The sequence below is a fragment of the Fontibacillus phaseoli genome (assembly GCF_003337355.1).
Taxonomy (GTDB): domain Bacteria; phylum Bacillota; class Bacilli; order Paenibacillales; family Paenibacillaceae; genus Fontibacillus; species Fontibacillus phaseoli.
This window is the reverse complement of the sequence record NZ_QPJW01000003.1, coordinates 183,112-198,945: the sequence shown is the minus strand read 5'-3', so window position 1 is coordinate 198,945 and position 15,834 is coordinate 183,112. Positions and strand designations below refer to the sequence as shown.

Here is a 15,834-nt window from a genome sequence, read left to right as displayed (position 1 = left end):
CGTCTTTCGATGAAGGAATGAATATAGGATTGTCTCAATTTAAGGAGGGAGAAACATGAAAAAGTTCAGTCTTCTCATCGTTGCTATGATGCTCTTGCTTTCGGCTTGCGGCAACGCCAGCAGCAACAAAGGAAACGGCGGAAACAGCGTCGCATCGGTGGAGCAAGGAACGGAAGGAAACAAAGAGCAACAAACGTCTGGGAAAGAGAAGCCCGTGGAGCTCAGCTTTTATTTTCCGGTGGCGGTAGGGGGGCCGATTACCGGCTTCATCGACAAACTGGCTGCTGATTTTCATCAAGAAAATCCGTCGATCACCGTGAAACCGGTCTATGCGGGAAGTTACCAGGATACGATGACCAAAGTCGTTACGGCCGTACAAGGCGGAAATTCACCGGATTTAGCGGTGCTGTTGTCGACGGAGCTGTACAGCCTGCTGGAGATGAACGCACTTGAAGAGCTGACACCGCGTTTTTCGCAGGACTATTTTAACGGGTTCTATGAAGCGTTTATGAGCAATACCAAATCCGGCGACCAAGTATGGAGCGTGCCGTTCCAGCGCAGCACCATCGTCATGTACTATAACAAGGACCTGTTTAAAGCGGCTAATCTGGATCCGGAGAAGGCGCCGGCCAACTGGGACGAGCTGAGAGATTATGCGGAAAAATTGACGGTCAAGGACGGTTCGGGCGCAGTAAGCCAATGGGGCTTGGAAATTCCGAGCACGGGCTATCAGTATTGGATGCTTCAGGCTCTTTCTCTTCAGAGCGGCACCAACATCGTATCCAACGATGGAACCGAGGTTTATTTCAATAAACCGGAAGTAAAAGAAGCTTTGCAATTCTACGTAGACTTAGGGCGCAAGGACAAAGTAATGCCGGAAGGGGTGCTGGAGTGGGCGACGGTTCCTTCCGATTTCATCAGCGGCAAAACGGCGATGATGTTCCATACGACCGGGAATTTGTCCAAGGTGAAGTCCGACGCGAAATTCGATTTCGGGGTGTCTTATCTTCCTGCGAACAAAAATTACGGTTCGCCGACGGGCGGGGGCAATCTGTACGTGTTTAAGGACATTCCGGAGGAGCGCAAAGCGGCTGCCCTCAAGTTCATCGAATTTCTTACGGAGCCGGAGCGCGTTGCCCAATGGTCCATTGATACGGGTTATGTAGGGACGACAAAAGCAGCCTATGATACGGAACTTTTGAAGAACTACGTAGCGGGATTCCCTCAAGCCGCAGTTGCGCGCGATCAGATGGAATATGCTTCAAGCGAACTGTCCACCTACCAAAACGGTCAGGTAACCAAGCTGTTTAATGATAATATCCAATCCGCGTTGCTCGGGGAAATATCTCCGGATGAGGCCTTGGAGAAGTCGCAGCAGCAGGCGGACGAAATTCTGAAGAAATACGGCAAATAAACAATGATTATAGTGAAGAAAGAAGTGAGACGTTCGTGACACGGCACTTGCTGCAAGTATTCCGCAGATACAATTGGAAGGATAACATTCTGGCTTATGCCCTGCTGCTTCCTTCGCTTGTTTTTCTAATCCTATTTACATTCTACCCCATGATCAAAGTGTTGGATTGGAGCTTTTATACGTCCGTCATGAACGTAAAGCAGTTTGTCGGTCTGGAGCTCTACGGGCAGGTTTTTCAGGATGAAGTCTTTTTAAAAGTACTCCGCAATAATATGCTGCTTGCGCTTGTGACCGTGCCGGTGAGCATCTTGCTTGCGTTATACATGGCGGTTTGGGTCAACGGAAAACTGCGGGGAAGGAGCCTGATCCGGGCAGCGTTCTTTTATCCGACGCTGATCCCCATGATTGCGATCGCAAACATCTGGCTGTTTATTTATACGCCGGATTACGGACTCCTCGATAAATTCCTGGGCTTGTTCGGCGTAGGAGGTCCAAGCTGGCTGGGGGATCCCGCATGGGTGCTTATATCCATGATGATCATGCTGATTTGGAAGGAGGCCGGGTATTTCATGATTTTCTTTTTGGCCGGTCTCCAGTCTTTACCCAAGGAGGTTTACCAGGCCGCCGAGATGGACGGGGCGGGACCGCTCCGGAAGTTTCGGACCATTACGGTCCCTTTGGTAATGCCAACCACGCTGTTTGTTCTGATTATTGCCACAACGAATTCCTTTAAGATGGTCGACCATCTGTACATCATGACCAAGGGCGGCCCAAACAATGCGAGCAACCTGCTGCTTTATCATATTTATGAAACGGCATTCAGCTTTTGGGATATGGGGAAGGCGTCCGTATTAACGGTGATTCTGCTCATCATTCTGCTGGTCATTTCGGTCTTCTATTACGGATATTTGGACAAGCGGATCCACTATTAGAGAGGAGTCGAAGCGATGCACCGCCTGATGAACCAAATCGCCATATCCCTGCTTGCGATCCTTTTCGCCGTTCCATTGATCTGGGCTGCTGTAACCTCCGTGACACCGTCGGATGAAATGCTGACAAGGGCCAATCCATTTGCCGTAACGCATGCAACGTTCGCAAATTATGTCCATGCATGGGGGAGTATTCCTTTCCCTGTGTACTATTGGAATACCTTGCTAATCGTAGCCGGTGTACTGGCCTTACAGTTACTAACGGCGACGCTGGCGGCATATGCATTTGCCAGAATACGATTTTTCGGTCAAGGCTTATTATTCATTCTGTTTCTTGTTCAGATCATGATTCCGCCGGATATTCTGATTTTTCCTAACTATACGATTATGAAAGAACTCCATCTTATCGATACGAAATGGGCGGTCATGATTCCGTTTTGGGCGTCGTCCTTCGGCATCTTTCTGCTCAGGCAGACTTTTAAGCAAATCCCTTTTGAGCTGGATGAGGCGTCAAGAGTGGACGGCTGCAGATGGTGGCAAAGTTTGCGGCACGTATATCTGCCTTCCGCACGGCCGACCTATATCGCGTTTGCACTGATATCGATCAGTACCCACTGGAGCAATTTTATGTGGCCGCTCATCGTGACGGATTCCGTGCATAACCGGCCCCTGACGGTAGGAATCGCTATCTTTGCCCAATCGTTCGAGACCGGTGCGCAGTGGGGAACGGTTACCGCAGCGACCCTGATGGTTATTGCCCCTTTGCTGATCGCGTTCTTCTTTTTCCAGAGACAGTTTGTCGAAAGCTTTATGCATGCCGGCATCAAGTAAGCCGAACTGAATAAAACGGGGTAGGAGACGTGGAGAAAACCCTTTATGCAACATAGGACCGCTTATTGGCTTTTTTGCGGGTTCCTGCTTGTTGGATAAAGGGTTTTACTCGTTTTTCGCCGCGAAAAAGAGAGGAAGAAAACCATGAGATCCTGTATAAAGTATTTAAGCCTTTGCCTGCTTGTCGCACTTCTGGGGAATACCGTCCTATCCCTGGCCTTGCCACTATCCTCGGCGGCCGCCGAGGAACCCGGCCGAAAGATGATGAACGTCGCCAGGACGTTGACGGCGCCGGTGATTGACGGCAGATTCGATGAATCATTCTGGACTCTGACGGAAACGTTGGAGGTGCCTTTAGGCGAAGGGCTGGGTACTCCGGCCAAACTCGGTTTACTCTGGGACCATCAATACTTGTATATCGGCTTGGAGATGGAGGATGAGCAACTGGTAACGAATGCATCCGGTTCTTGGTTTGAACAGGATAGCGTCAGCTTGTTTTTTGACCCCGCCCTTCATCAATCCGCTCCGTTTATGGACAGCGATATGCAAGCAGGCTTTGTGTACAAGCCGAATACGGCTACACCGGAGTTTCATTTTGGTGCGGCGCTCGGAAATCACGCGGAGAAGAATGAGAAAAATATATTAAGGGCGATTCGGACGACCGGCCGCGGGTGGTCGATAGAAGCTGCCGTGCCATGGAGCATGTTGGAGATGGATCCTGTCCTCCAGAAACAGCTTGGCTTTGAGGCGACCGCAACCGACCGATACGGGGCAGATACGGCCCATCAGCGGGTCAATGCCTGGAGCGCTTATCAATCAAGCTCGTTTTGGAATGATACGCAAGGGTACGGCGTGCTTACGCTAACCGATGATCATCCCGTTTCAGGAGATGTGAATCCGATATTGCTGGAGGAAAGTTTCGATAGTTATCTTACAGGAGAACTTCCTTATGGCTGGATCCCGGACATGAACGCCGGCAGCGCACCGTTTACTGTCGTTCAGGACACCTATGGGAACGGAAGCATGACCTTTGCAGGGACGGCTTCCAACAAGCAGAGCAGAATTAGCGCCCCTGTGCAGTGGGACAATTATATGATTGAGGCGGACGTCCGCTTTGACAGCGTGTTGAATTCCGCTCGTTGGGCTGCTCTTATGTTCCGGGGGGCATCGGACGGCAAGGCCCCTTATAATCAAATGGCTGTCCGACAGAACGGTACGTATGAAGTGGCATACCGGAAGCCGGATAACAGCTGGTCGGTTATCGCCAGCGGACCTTCGGAAGCTTTGGAATTGAATAAGGACTATCGGTTCAAGGTCCGGGTCTTCGAAAATAATGTGAAGGAATACATTAAAGTAAAAGATGAAGCTGAATATAGGCTTCTTGTGGACAAAAGCTTTGATTCGGAACTGCTGGCCCGGGGGAAGGTAGGATTTCAGGCCGATCAAAGCACGGTTGCTTTTGACAACCTGAAGGTTACCCGGATTACGGCGGACGAACTGCGTCTACAGGCACCCGATTCGGTCGAAGCATTGACAGGCCCTTTATCCGTAACGGGAAGCGTGTATTATTCGGACGGGTTGACGGAACCGATGGAGGAAGGGAAGCTTCGGTTTTATTCATCGGACGAAAGCGTCTTGAAAGTGAAGGGGGACAAGGTATATCCTGTAAAAGAAGGAACGGCAACGCTTAGGGCAGTTTACGCCAATGCGGAGTGGTCCGGTTCCGTAACGGTCACGCCAAGCTCCACGGGACTAGCCGTGACCTCTCTTGCTCATGAAACCGGCTATGTGCTGGCCGAAACGAGCCAAGAGCTTGACCTGAATGGAATTGAGTTTCAGGCTCAGTTTAATGACTTTTCGGAAGGACCCGTAAGCGGAGCGGAATTGGAGTGGACCTCGAGCGACAGTAATGTCTTGATCACTGACGGGAAGCTGGTTGCGCAGCAAAGGGGGGTAACCGCCGTTGTCGGCCAGAAGGATGAGGCGGCGGTAAAGTTGATGATCGTGGCGAAAGATAAAGGGGACGCCGAGTATGTTCTCTATGAAAACGGCTTTGACCAGGAAACGGAAGGCGAGCTGCCTGATGGCTGGACAAGAATCGAAGGGTCCTCGAAAGATAAAGCGGCCGTAAATGCCGGAGCCTTCGTGATTCAGGCGGGTTCGGCACCGGACAATCCTTCCAGGGTGTTGCTGCCGGAATATCTGCAGCTGTTCGGCAATTACAAAATCGAAGCTGACGTAACGCATCTCGCGGCCAATGATCCGGCAAGATGGCATTCCATCATGTACCGGATCCAAAATCCGCAAAACGGCGGATACCCTTATTATCAAATGGCTGTCCGGCAAAATGCCGCGGCGGTCAATGGCGTGGAGTTCGCCGAACGAACGCCTTCGAATGACTGGAATGTCATGAATAAGGGTTCCTTCACCGAAAACATCAGCCCGGATAAAATGTACCATTATACGGTTACGACCTACGGCGATCGGGTGATGGAGTCGATCAATGATCAAGTAATCATCAATACAGCTAACGGAGGTTCCTACTTGAAAGGCGGCATCGGGCTGCAGGTCAACGGGAGCGTCATGAAGCTGGATAACCTGCGGATCACGCTCCAGCTGGAGGAACTGCCGCCGCTGCCTGAAGAACGTTTCGTTTCCGTAGCGGAAACGGATACCCGGATTGCCCTTGCTCCATCCGTAATTACGGAACTGGAAAGCGTGCAACAACTGAATGGGCTTAAGGAAGGTAATCTGCCTGCTACTATCGTTATCCATGTGGACAAGGATTTGAAAGTGGTGTCATCCGGAAGCGGCAAAGCCATCATGAGCTTGAATGAGGCGCTGGAGGCCATCGATACCTTGATGATTCCCGCTTTTTATGTCAAGGATGAACAAACGGTTGAAGCCTTGACGGAATATTTGGAAAGTATCGATCTGGAGGATGCCTTCATCGTATCTCCTAATCCCGAACTCGTGAAGAAGGGCAGGGAGTCCTTTGGGATGATCCGCGGGATTATCGATTCCAGCGGGATAACGAGCGCAACCGAGAAGGAATTGATGGAATTGCGGAAAAAGGCAACGCTTAGCCAAGCCAAAATCGTAATTCTACCTCAAGCCTTAGCGACAAAGGAGAACGTTTCTTACCTTCAACAGCGGACGATGGTGGTTTGGGTCAAGGAAAGCAAGACAGCCGACAGTCAGGAGAAGGTGGTGAACCTGCACCGCCTGATTACGGCGGGAGTCAACGGGATCGTTACGAATTACCCGGAAAAGGCGCGAAACGCGCTTGAACTATATTCCCATGAGTCTACAGTGATCCGCAAGCCTTATGTTATCGGCCATAGAGGGATGCCTTCCGTTGCTCCCGAGAATACGATTATCAGTAACAAGCTTTCCCTGGATGCGGGGGCGGATTTTATTGAGAATGACATCTACCTGTCCAAGGACGGACACCTGGTCATTATCCATGACAGTGTGGTCGATACGACAACCGACGGCACCGGTATGGTAGAAAATATGACCTTGGAAGAACTGCGAAAACTAAAAGTCAATCAGGTACCTGGGGCCGATTATCCCGAGGCGCGGATTGCGACCCTGGAGGAGCAGATCGACCTGGCCAGAGAACGGGGGGCCATGATTTACGCAGAAATAAAAACAAGTTCTCCTGCGGCGGTGGACGCCTTTGTGAAGCTGGTAAAAGAAAAGGATGCCGAGGATTTGATTAATGTGATGTCATTCGATACGAATCAGTTGACCCGGCTTGCCGAACAAATGCCCGACATGCCGCTGGGACTGTTGACGGGAGGATATGCGAACGAGAACCGGGTTAACGGCGCGCTGCGCGAGACTTTGAAAGTGATGCAGCAGTATAACACGACTTTAAATACCAGCTATGGCGGACTTGGGCCGAAGTTTATGGAAGCCGCCCATCACCGCGGTCTTCTTGTTTCGCCTTGGACTTACAATAATCATGCTGATTTTAAATCGATATTTATGACGGGCGTCTTCGGCATTACGACGGACTATGCGTTTTGGGCAAAAGATTGGGATATTACGCTGGAAGCCGGGCAAAAGGAAGTAGCGCTTAAGCAGGGAGAGAGCATCGAGCTATCGGCCACCGCGGAGAGCTACAGCCATAACCGGAAGGTGATCATCCCGGATATCGTGCTTTTGGATGACAATGGAGTAATTAAGCTCGATGAGACGGAACAAAGCCGAATTACGGCGTTGAAACCGGGCCGTACCTACGCTTTGCTCCGGTATACCGCTTCCCTGGACGAGGAGAAGACCTATGATATTTATACGGAACCGGTGCTGATTTGGGTGTCCGGAAACGGGAATGGTGGGGGAGATAACGGCGGAGATGGAAATGGCAGCGGAAACAACGGAAATAGCGGAAATAACGGAAACAATAACGGCGGCAATGGCTCCGCAAATAACGGAAACGGCAGTGGCGGCAACGCCGGTTCCGTTAACCCGGGCAACGACACCGGTAATACCGGCAATAATGACAATAACGGAGGCAGCAATGGTTCCACTCCGGCAGGGCCTTTATTGACGGATGTCGCAAATCACTGGGCTACGACTTCGATTCTGCGTCTGGTTGAACGTGGCATTATGAACGGCTATGGTGACGGTACGTTTAAGCCGAACCTCATGATGAGCAGAGCCGAGTTTGCGGCAGTGATTTCCCGAATGCTCGAATTAGACGGGATGTCAGGTACATCTGCCTACAAAGATATAGAAGCTGGCGCCTGGTATGCCGAGTACGTGAATGGGCTGCAGCAGGCCGGACTGATCAGCGGCTTTTCGGACGGAACCTTTAGGCCGGGCCAAAAGATTACGAGAGAAGAAGCGATAGTTATTCTCTACAGGGCATTGAAAGCGGATATGCCGCAACAAGATAAGGAAGCTCCCGACTTTAAGGATAAGAACCAGATTTCAAGCTGGGCTTACGAAGCGATTCAAGCGTGGGTTTCTGCCGGCGTCGTTTCCGGTTATCCTGACGGAACGATAAAGCCGAAGGCGAATATTACCCGGGGCGAGATCGCAGCCCTCATCGCCCCCTTGCTTAAATGATTCGAAATTAGATTAGGTAAGTCCCCTGTCCGATTGAATCGTGGACGGGGGATTTTGCAAAAAATCGAAAAAGAAGGTCAAAAAAAGGGTAACAAAGCAGCGGTTCTCCCGGTTATTGGAGACTCGCTGCTTTGTGTCTTTATTCAACCGCCGCTTAGGTGATAACCCCATTTAAGCCGTTGCTTTGGCGAATATGATGAAGAACAACATCAACTCGCCTAATATAAGATGTGGAGAGGCCGCTATGAATAGGTCCAGGGTAAACAGGGCACAGAGAATGCCGGTTAACAGAGTAACAACGGTGAAGCTGGGTCTAAGATGATTGAATTTGTACTGATAGAGTATGAACATCACGGAAATATAATAGATCAGCACAGAGCCGAAGGCAAAACAAAGCATAAAGACGTACTCCAATTGATCTACAAAGAGAAGCTGTATTGAAGCGGCAATCATACTGAGTGAAAAATAAATAAACAAGTGTCCGTAAATGAGACTCTGTCCCGCCGTTTGCTTCGATTTGTCTACGTGCTTCTCCACATTCTCGAAGTATTGCCACCAGATGGCTATCACTAATAGAAAGGCCAGGGCCGCAAATAAAACAGAAGATCCTGTGAATTTATAGGATTGCAGGACCGACAGCATGCTGACTACTGATTCACCAAGCAGAATCAGGGTGAACAACGCGAAACGTTCTAATAAATGCGCAGTATGAATCGGCGTCTTGACCAAAATCTTTCGACCGAGCAGTGGTACGATAATGTCCACAGCAATGCCTGCATATAGAAACAAATACCGTACTGGGGAGTCAAAAAAGAGGGAAAAGCAGGAGATAACAATCCCTAGCCCAAAGGAGGCTGCTAAGAAACGGGCTGTTTTTTGCCTATGTGCAGTCTCTGTCCGCGAAGAGAGCACATACTGGACGGCGGTTAAGCTTCTTAAACCGATATATCCGACAAAAAACGGCAAATAATTTGAATCAAAGTCCACATCAAGACTGGCGGTCATGATCAAAACAAAAAACAGCTGCACGATCATAAAGAGCCGTTGCGCATTGCTGTCATGGCCGAATCGGTTGATGTATACGGATTGCCCTACCCAAGCCCACCAAATCGGAACGAAAATCAGGATGAATTTCAACAGATGTTCAACGGATATACTGTTATGCTCTACATGCAGCAATACATGGGTAGCTTTGGAAACAGCGGCTACAAATAACAAATCGTAAAAAAGCTCCAGCCAAGAAACCTTTTTTTCATGCATGGTTAGGAAGCCCCTCTCAGATTCTGCAGAATAGGTATGGAGACTGGTGACGTTTCATCAGAATATACTAGCACACAATTACTTAAAAAATAAGCCAATATTTAGACCTTTGGTATTAAGCCAGATAGAAAACGGAGCTATTTCGCAAGCAGATAAAACTGCCTACAAAATAGCTCCTCTGATGCTGCATTGTTGTTAACGTATCCGTTATTAGAAACGGCATAGTTAGTTTTCCAGTTACTCACCCATCATTTGAACGTATACTTTACGAGTCTGCGGACCGTCACACTCCACAAGATAGATATGTTGAGCAGAACCACAAACAATTCTGGATTCCTGAATCGGAAACATACAGCTGTTTCCCAGCAGCATCGATTTCAAATGACCTGGCGAGTTATTGCTTGTAGCCCCATAGGATGGAAGAAAGTGAGCATGAATATATTTATCATCATCAGGAACGAGCTTCTCCAGCCGTTGTAATATATCTGTTTCTACACACTCCAGCGGTTCATTGATCGTAATTCCTGTGGTCGTATGAGCCGTAATTACTGCGACCATGCCATTCGTAATTCCTGATTCCGCAACGATTTTGTGTACTTCCTCAGTGATGTTTATCATTTGAACCGCCTGTTTCGACATACATGAGATTGGAACTAATTTGACCATAAGCTTATTTCTCCTCCCCTAGAAATGCAAGTGCATTTCCCCCAAAAATGTTCGTCTTTACCTTTTCACTAAACGGTAGATTTTCTATAGCTTTTTTTAATTTAAACGCACGAAATCTCGGGGTATTTGAACCAAACATCACTTGCTTGGCAAAATTGCGTTCAAGGGTCTGCGGTTCCATTTCCTTCATGAATATACGCTCCATAAAATCATTAAAGGAATCCATATACAGCATTGAGGTATCTGTGTAGACATTAGGATATTTTATCATCAGCATCATCATTTCTCTAACCCATGGCCATGCAAAATGGGCGAGACACATTCTCAGTTCCGGGAATTCCACTGCTACCTGCTCATAATGAATCGGGTTAGCATACTTGGCGAGCGCATTAGGCTCCCAACTCAAGCCGGCATGAAACATGATCGGCTTATCATATTCTCTACACTTTTCATAGATCGGCCACAATAGCTTATCATCAGGATAAAACCGCTGCTTGGAAGGATTCAGCTTTAGCCCGCTTAGCTTCAGATTGGCAAAGGCATTCTCCAAAACCTCCACCGCATCCTTACGATACGGATCCACACTGGCAAATCCAATAAATGAATCGGGATGACGATCTATGATCTTCTTGATCTCCTCATTACTTACAATACAGCCGCCACTTTGTGTTGTTAAATCAAGTGGAAGCAGAATGGAACGGTCGATCTTACCATAAATCATTTCAGCTATAATTTCCTCATAACTGTATGGTGACTGCTTATAGATACCAAATTGCTCAGAACGGAATTTCAGGACGGAATCATCCTCGCAAATCGTATCAAAATAAATCGGATGTACATGTGCATCAATAATCATTTCTTCTACTCCTCCAATATCTTCAGCTTTTAAAATTAATAGGGTTCAAATTTTTGAATGACCTCAGCGGACAGCTTTGCACCCTCTTGCAAGCAGCTTTCTATCGGAAGACCCTTGATCACCCCTGCCATAAATCCGGCAAAAAAGGAGTCCCCGGCCCCAACGGTATTTACAATATTTTCTACTTTTATAATACTTCCCGTATAGAACTGCTTTCCATCATAGGCCAAACTTCCAAACTCTCCAAAAGTAGCCACTGCGATTTGTACTCCTTGATCACAAGCCCACTTCATTTTGTCTTCAATCCATGAATCTCGCTGTGAGTATGAGAATAAAGCATAATCCACATTCGGGATAATCAATTCAAAATCCTTATCCTCCAAAAATGTAGAGAAATCAAAGGCGATCTTGCAGCCCGCTTGTCTGAATTGTGCCAGTAAGCCATAAATACGTCCGAAGTAATCGGTATGAATGTAATCATGCTGCTTAATAAAGTCAAAATCGTCATCTGTCAAATAATAATTGGCCATAACTCCATCAATACAATTACCGTGGACTCGATCGTTATCAATTAACTGCATATGAATTTGTGCCGTTGAGCCCTTATCCACCCGGAGGTGAGTAGTATCAATTCCGCTTATCTGCAGCTTCTCAGCCATCTGTTCTCCATAAGAATCATTTCCTACAGCGCTCACAACAGCAGCGGGGATTCCCCGTTTTTTAATATTGATAGCAAAATCCACACCATTGCCTGTAGGATAGCTCTTATCCAGATTGTCATAAACATCCATACAGCTATATCCGACTGCAACAACTTTCATAAAATATCAACCTTTCTACACATAGATATCCGCTAAATAAATTCTAATAACGTTATATAACGTATTGTTAATATATCCAATATAAGCGTTTTCATATAGGGTGTCAAGAGAGGAATTCTTGGGCCTTGGGGTGGCGGTTCTGAGCACATTATGACCTATGATGGTTGGATCAGCGTGACAATATGACAGGAGAAATCAAAGATCCGGCAGAACACGTAAAAAACTGCCATAGGAGAAAGGACGATGCTACTGTGTGCCGCTCTACCCGGGTACTCCTATTCTAGGAGGGCAGGTGGGTTCTATATATCCTGGCCAGCACGATTGTCAGTGATCCGCTGCGTTCACCTGTTGGTATCGGCATTACGCTGGCCGGACTCCAAGTCTACTATGTGCTGTCCAGCAAAAACCGGTAGTTTTAGATTAATAAATGAACTCGAATAAGGTCAAAAAAGTGTTGCAAGGTACATTTCGATTTGTTATACTCATTCTTGTCGCCGCTTCAGGGCGGAATTGATATGGCCCGTTGGTCAAGGGGTTAAGACACCTCCCTTTCACGGAGGTAACAGGGGTTCGAATCCCCTACGGGTCACCATTTAATGTAATGGTTCAAGTTAGGGTGAGAAGCCCTTGAGGGGTTCGTCGGAGCCTAAGCGTCGTTAGCAATAACATCGCAGTCTCGAACGAAGTGAGAGTATCCCCTACGGGTCACCATTTTTTAATTGAATATGCGGTCGTGGTGGAATGGCAGACACGCTATCTTGAGGGGGTAGTGGGCGTACGCCCGTGGAGGTTCGAGTCCTCTCGACCGCATCATGTGTTGAAGGGGCAGTCCCGTGTAGTTTTGACTACGAGGGGATTGCTCCTTTTTCCTATGTTCGGACAGTGCAGCGCTTGATTGACCGGATCGGACGTCTTCTCGCTTTTCCATTGGATTTTATCCAATGAGGTAAATGAGATATGTAAGCTCAGGTGGCTCCAACTCTATCTTATCTGGACACATTGGCAGGGATTATATATGATAATGATAACCATTATCAGCAAAGGTGGAATCATTATTGCTGCACAGTAAACCTGACCAACATGATATACGACAGAAGTTCAGCACCTCTGATCATCATATTGAATCTCATAGAAATAGACAGATTTTGCGGGATAAGCCCAATAAACCAGAAAAGCGTTTCAAGCAGGACAAACTAACACACCGTCAAACGATTAACGCTAGCGCCTGGACGATCCGGTTATGGGATACTGAACTATGGAGCGGGCAGCAGGTGGTTACCGATCAGCGGCTGACCTTGCATACGACCCTGATCGTGGTGCTCACTGGAGAAGCCGACATTGAGAGAGGCGAACTGGTGACTCGGATGAGCAGAGGATCGGCCTGCTTTTGCGCGGGGGACAGCACGTTCGGTATTACCCCCTGTACTACGCAAGGTGCGGTGAGCGTCGCCGTTATCTATTTCAGCTTATTTCAAGCGGATAATCTATATGGACATGCCTTATTAGAGTCGGCAATGGAAGGGATACTTCCCCAGGGGATTGTTAGCATGACCGGATCGGAGGATCGGATTGCTTCTTTATGCCGCTCCATTTATGAAAATTCCCGTCATCATGAAGGGTTGAAGACATGGAGGGCACAGATCGATTTTCAGGAAATGCTCTATAGCATTCTGACTACATGGAACCGGGGGGTTGGCAATAACAAAACCCAAGCGCTGGAACAATCAAAAAAGCATATGGAAGAGTACTACGGCGAAGATCTATCTGTTGACCAGCTTGCCGGTATCGCCGAGCTTAGTCCGAAATACTACGCCGAGTTATTCAAGAAAACCTATGGCTCCAGCGCCATGGATTACCTGACTCAAATCCGCATGAACAAGGCCAAGCAGCTTATGCTGGGCTCGGACCGCCTTCTAAGGGAAGTGGCGCATAGGGTCGGATACCGGGACGAATTTTATTTTAGCCGGAAGTTTAAAAAGGTGTTCGGGATGTCCCCTTCAGCTTATTTGAAGACACAAAAAAACAAACTCGCCGTATACGGCTCCTCATCGATTCTCGGATTTCTGATTCCGCTTCAGATTACTCCCTACGCCGCGCCGCTTCACCCGAAATGGTCCCGTGAATATCACCATGCCTTGGCGCCGGTCGTTCCGGTTCATCTCAGCGCTTTCCGTCAAAATCATCATAAGCATGAGAATCTTCGGAAACTTGCCGCATCCAAACCGGAGTTGATTATCTGTGCTTCGGAAACCGAAGCCTGGGAGAGGGAACGGCTGCAGGAGATCGCCCCAGTATATCAAATGAAGGAAGAAACCTTAGGGTGGAAGAATCAGCTAATGGACCTGGCCGAATTTCTCGATAGGACAACCGAGGCCAAAAGCTGGCTGGCAGGCTTTGAACGGAAAGTACAAACAGCAGTCCAAAACTTCCCTCGCTTTCTGAATGAACGGACCGGATTACCCGGCATTTTGCCGCTGCGGCTTCACTCCAACGTATTACATATCAACGAAGGTCGTGGCGTAGAAGAGGTGTTGTTTACGATTTTGGGCCTCGCTCCGGTATCCCTTATGAAAAATACACCTTCCGGTGTTTCACTTAAGATAACGCAGTTGGCGGATTGCGATGCGGATCATATTTTATTGCTTGTCCGTCAGGACACGGAAACCCTGGAATACTGGAGAGAGCTGCAAGCTTCTCCGGAATGGCTGAGAATTCGGGCTTTACGTGCCGGGAACATTCATGTGTTGCCTTCCTACCCCTGGAGGGAATATTCGCCTATAGCGATATCCCGTATGCTGGAGGAGATTCCTTCTTTCTTTTCCGGAAATAATCCATGAAAGTTCCGACAATATTCCATGGCCGGATTTGGAGATGGTCTTTAAGATATAAATGATAATAATTCTCATTATCAATATATCGGTAGCAGGAAGGGAGCAGCAAGTAAAGATGAAGCAAATCAAATGGATGGTGGGGTTACTGTTAGTATTTATGGTAGTTTTAACGGCTTGCGGGGAAAAGAAAGAGACAAACGGAACCGCATCCGGCAATGAAACTTCCAACTCCGCGGTAGCGGGGACTGCAACTTCTGAAAATTCCACTTCGAAGGAAAATGGCGGAGATGCTGCCGCACAATCGGATACCAAAACCGTGAAATATCTGGATAAAGAATATATTCTACCGGCAAAAACCGAGCGTATCGTAATCACCGGCGCGGTTGAAGCGATGGAGGACTCGATCGTGTTAGACGTAAAGCCGATCGGAGCCATCACGGTCGCCGGACAATTCCCCGAACTGTTCCAATCGATTACAACGGATGCCCAATCCGTCGGCGAGAAGACCGAACCGAACTTCGAGACGATTTTGTCTTTGAAGCCTGATGTGATTTTGGGGAGCACGAAATTCAAACCGGAAGTGATGGAGCAGTTGAGCAAAATTGCGCCGACCATTCCTTACTCCCACATTTCTACCGACTGGGAAAGCAATTTGCGGCTGCTTGGCGAATTGAGCGGAAAGCAGGAGCAAGCGGAGCAGGAAATCGAAAAATATAAGGCTGATCTGGAAAGCGCAAAGTTGCAACTTAATGACTCCGTCAAAAATGCGAAAGTGGTTGCCGTCCGCATTCGTGCCGGCGAACTGTATCTGTATCCTGAAAAAGTATTTTTTAATCCCGTGCTCTATGAGGATCTTGGACTAACGGCACCTGCCGAGGTGAAAGCGGCTAAGGCCCAGGAACTGATCTCTAAAGAGAAATTTGCCGAAATGAATCCGGACTATCTGTTCCTTCAATTCTCGCCGGACGAGAATAAGGACGCGCCGAATGCGCTCGAAGAGTTCAAAAACGATCCGATCATCAAAAATATCGCCGCAGTCAAGAACGGCAAGCTCTTTGTCAATGCGGTCGACCCGCTTGCACAAGGCGGTACGGCTTACAGCAAGATTCAGTTTCTGAAAGCTGCAGTAAGCGAACTGGTAAAATAG

Annotated in this window: 10 protein-coding genes and 2 tRNA genes; 8 read left to right on the top strand and 4 right to left on the bottom strand. The window is 48.1% G+C overall.

Annotated elements, in window-relative coordinates:
• The first annotated feature begins 55 nt into the window (after nucleotides 1-55).
• From DFP94_RS11045 to DFP94_RS11030, 4 genes are all read left to right on the top strand, one after another.
• Nucleotides 56-1,414, top strand: coding sequence for an ABC transporter substrate-binding protein (locus DFP94_RS11045; protein WP_114496535.1), 1,359 nt, complete (start codon nucleotides 56-58; stop codon nucleotides 1,412-1,414).
• A 35-nt stretch (nucleotides 1,415-1,449) separates the two neighbouring features.
• Nucleotides 1,450-2,346 carry a carbohydrate ABC transporter permease gene (locus DFP94_RS11040; protein WP_245954717.1) on the top strand — a complete coding sequence of 299 codons (897 nt, stop codon included), beginning with the start codon at nucleotides 1,450-1,452 and terminating at the stop codon, nucleotides 2,344-2,346.
• Between the two features lie 15 nt (nucleotides 2,347-2,361).
• The gene (locus DFP94_RS11035) at nucleotides 2,362-3,174 is read left to right on the top strand and encodes a carbohydrate ABC transporter permease (protein ID WP_114496534.1); all 813 of its coding nucleotides are present in this window, start codon (nucleotides 2,362-2,364) and stop codon (nucleotides 3,172-3,174) included.
• A gap of 144 nt (nucleotides 3,175-3,318) precedes the next feature.
• Entirely contained in the window at nucleotides 3,319-8,253 is a 4,935-nt protein-coding gene (locus DFP94_RS11030) for an S-layer homology domain-containing protein (RefSeq protein WP_114496533.1), read from the top strand.
• A gap of 171 nt (nucleotides 8,254-8,424) precedes the next feature.
• On the opposite strand, the gene DFP94_RS11025 is transcribed toward DFP94_RS11030, so the two are convergent.
• From DFP94_RS11025 to frlD, 4 genes are all read right to left on the bottom strand, one after another.
• Nucleotides 8,425-9,513, bottom strand: a complete 1,089-nt coding sequence (locus DFP94_RS11025) for a low temperature requirement protein A (RefSeq protein WP_114496532.1) — start codon at nucleotides 9,511-9,513, stop codon at nucleotides 8,425-8,427.
• 237 nt (nucleotides 9,514-9,750) lie between these two features.
• Entirely contained in the window at nucleotides 9,751-10,179 is a 429-nt protein-coding gene (locus tag DFP94_RS11020) for a secondary thiamine-phosphate synthase enzyme YjbQ (RefSeq protein WP_114496531.1), read from the bottom strand.
• A 4-nt stretch (nucleotides 10,180-10,183) separates the two neighbouring features.
• Nucleotides 10,184-11,035, bottom strand: coding sequence for an amidohydrolase family protein (locus DFP94_RS11015; RefSeq protein WP_114496530.1), 852 nt, complete (start codon nucleotides 11,033-11,035; stop codon nucleotides 10,184-10,186).
• 35 nt (nucleotides 11,036-11,070) lie between these two features.
• Complete coding sequence (gene frlD / locus DFP94_RS11010; RefSeq protein ID WP_114496529.1) at nucleotides 11,071-11,856, bottom strand: fructoselysine 6-kinase; 786 nt, start codon at nucleotides 11,854-11,856, stop codon at nucleotides 11,071-11,073.
• A gap of 517 nt (nucleotides 11,857-12,373) precedes the next feature.
• On the opposite strand from frlD, the gene DFP94_RS11005 reads away from it, so the two are divergent.
• From DFP94_RS11005 to DFP94_RS10990, 4 genes are all read left to right on the top strand, one after another.
• Nucleotides 12,374-12,448 (top strand) — tRNA-Glu (locus DFP94_RS11005).
• A 135-nt stretch (nucleotides 12,449-12,583) separates the two neighbouring features.
• Nucleotides 12,584-12,666 (top strand) — tRNA-Leu (locus DFP94_RS11000).
• A 245-nt stretch (nucleotides 12,667-12,911) separates the two neighbouring features.
• Nucleotides 12,912-14,693 (top strand): helix-turn-helix domain-containing protein, encoded by a 1,782-nt coding sequence (locus DFP94_RS10995; protein ID WP_114496528.1) that lies wholly within the window; start codon nucleotides 12,912-12,914, stop codon nucleotides 14,691-14,693.
• Between the two features lie 109 nt (nucleotides 14,694-14,802).
• The gene (locus DFP94_RS10990) at nucleotides 14,803-15,834 is read left to right on the top strand and encodes an ABC transporter substrate-binding protein (RefSeq protein ID WP_114496527.1); all 1,032 of its coding nucleotides are present in this window, start codon (nucleotides 14,803-14,805) and stop codon (nucleotides 15,832-15,834) included.

Bases quoted from the DNA above. Each gene is read 5' to 3' on its own strand.
- DFP94_RS11045 (WP_114496535.1), top strand. From the start codon at position 56: ATGAAAAAGTTCAGTCTTCTCATCGTTGCTATGATGCTCTTGCTTTCG.
- DFP94_RS11035 (WP_114496534.1), top strand. From the start codon at position 2,362: ATGCACCGCCTGATGAACCAAATCGCCATATCCCTGCTTGCGATCCTT.
- DFP94_RS11030 (WP_114496533.1), top strand. From the start codon at position 3,319: ATGAGATCCTGTATAAAGTATTTAAGCCTTTGCCTGCTTGTCGCACTT.
- DFP94_RS11025 (WP_114496532.1), bottom strand. From the start codon at position 9,513: ATGCATGAAAAAAAGGTTTCTTGGCTGGAGCTTTTTTACGATTTGTTA.
- DFP94_RS11020 (WP_114496531.1), bottom strand. From the start codon at position 10,179: ATGGTCAAATTAGTTCCAATCTCATGTATGTCGAAACAGGCGGTTCAA.
- DFP94_RS11015 (WP_114496530.1), bottom strand. From the start codon at position 11,035: ATGATTATTGATGCACATGTACATCCGATTTATTTTGATACGATTTGC.
- frlD (WP_114496529.1), bottom strand. From the start codon at position 11,856: ATGAAAGTTGTTGCAGTCGGATATAGCTGTATGGATGTTTATGACAAT.
- DFP94_RS10990 (WP_114496527.1), top strand. From the start codon at position 14,803: ATGAAGCAAATCAAATGGATGGTGGGGTTACTGTTAGTATTTATGGTA.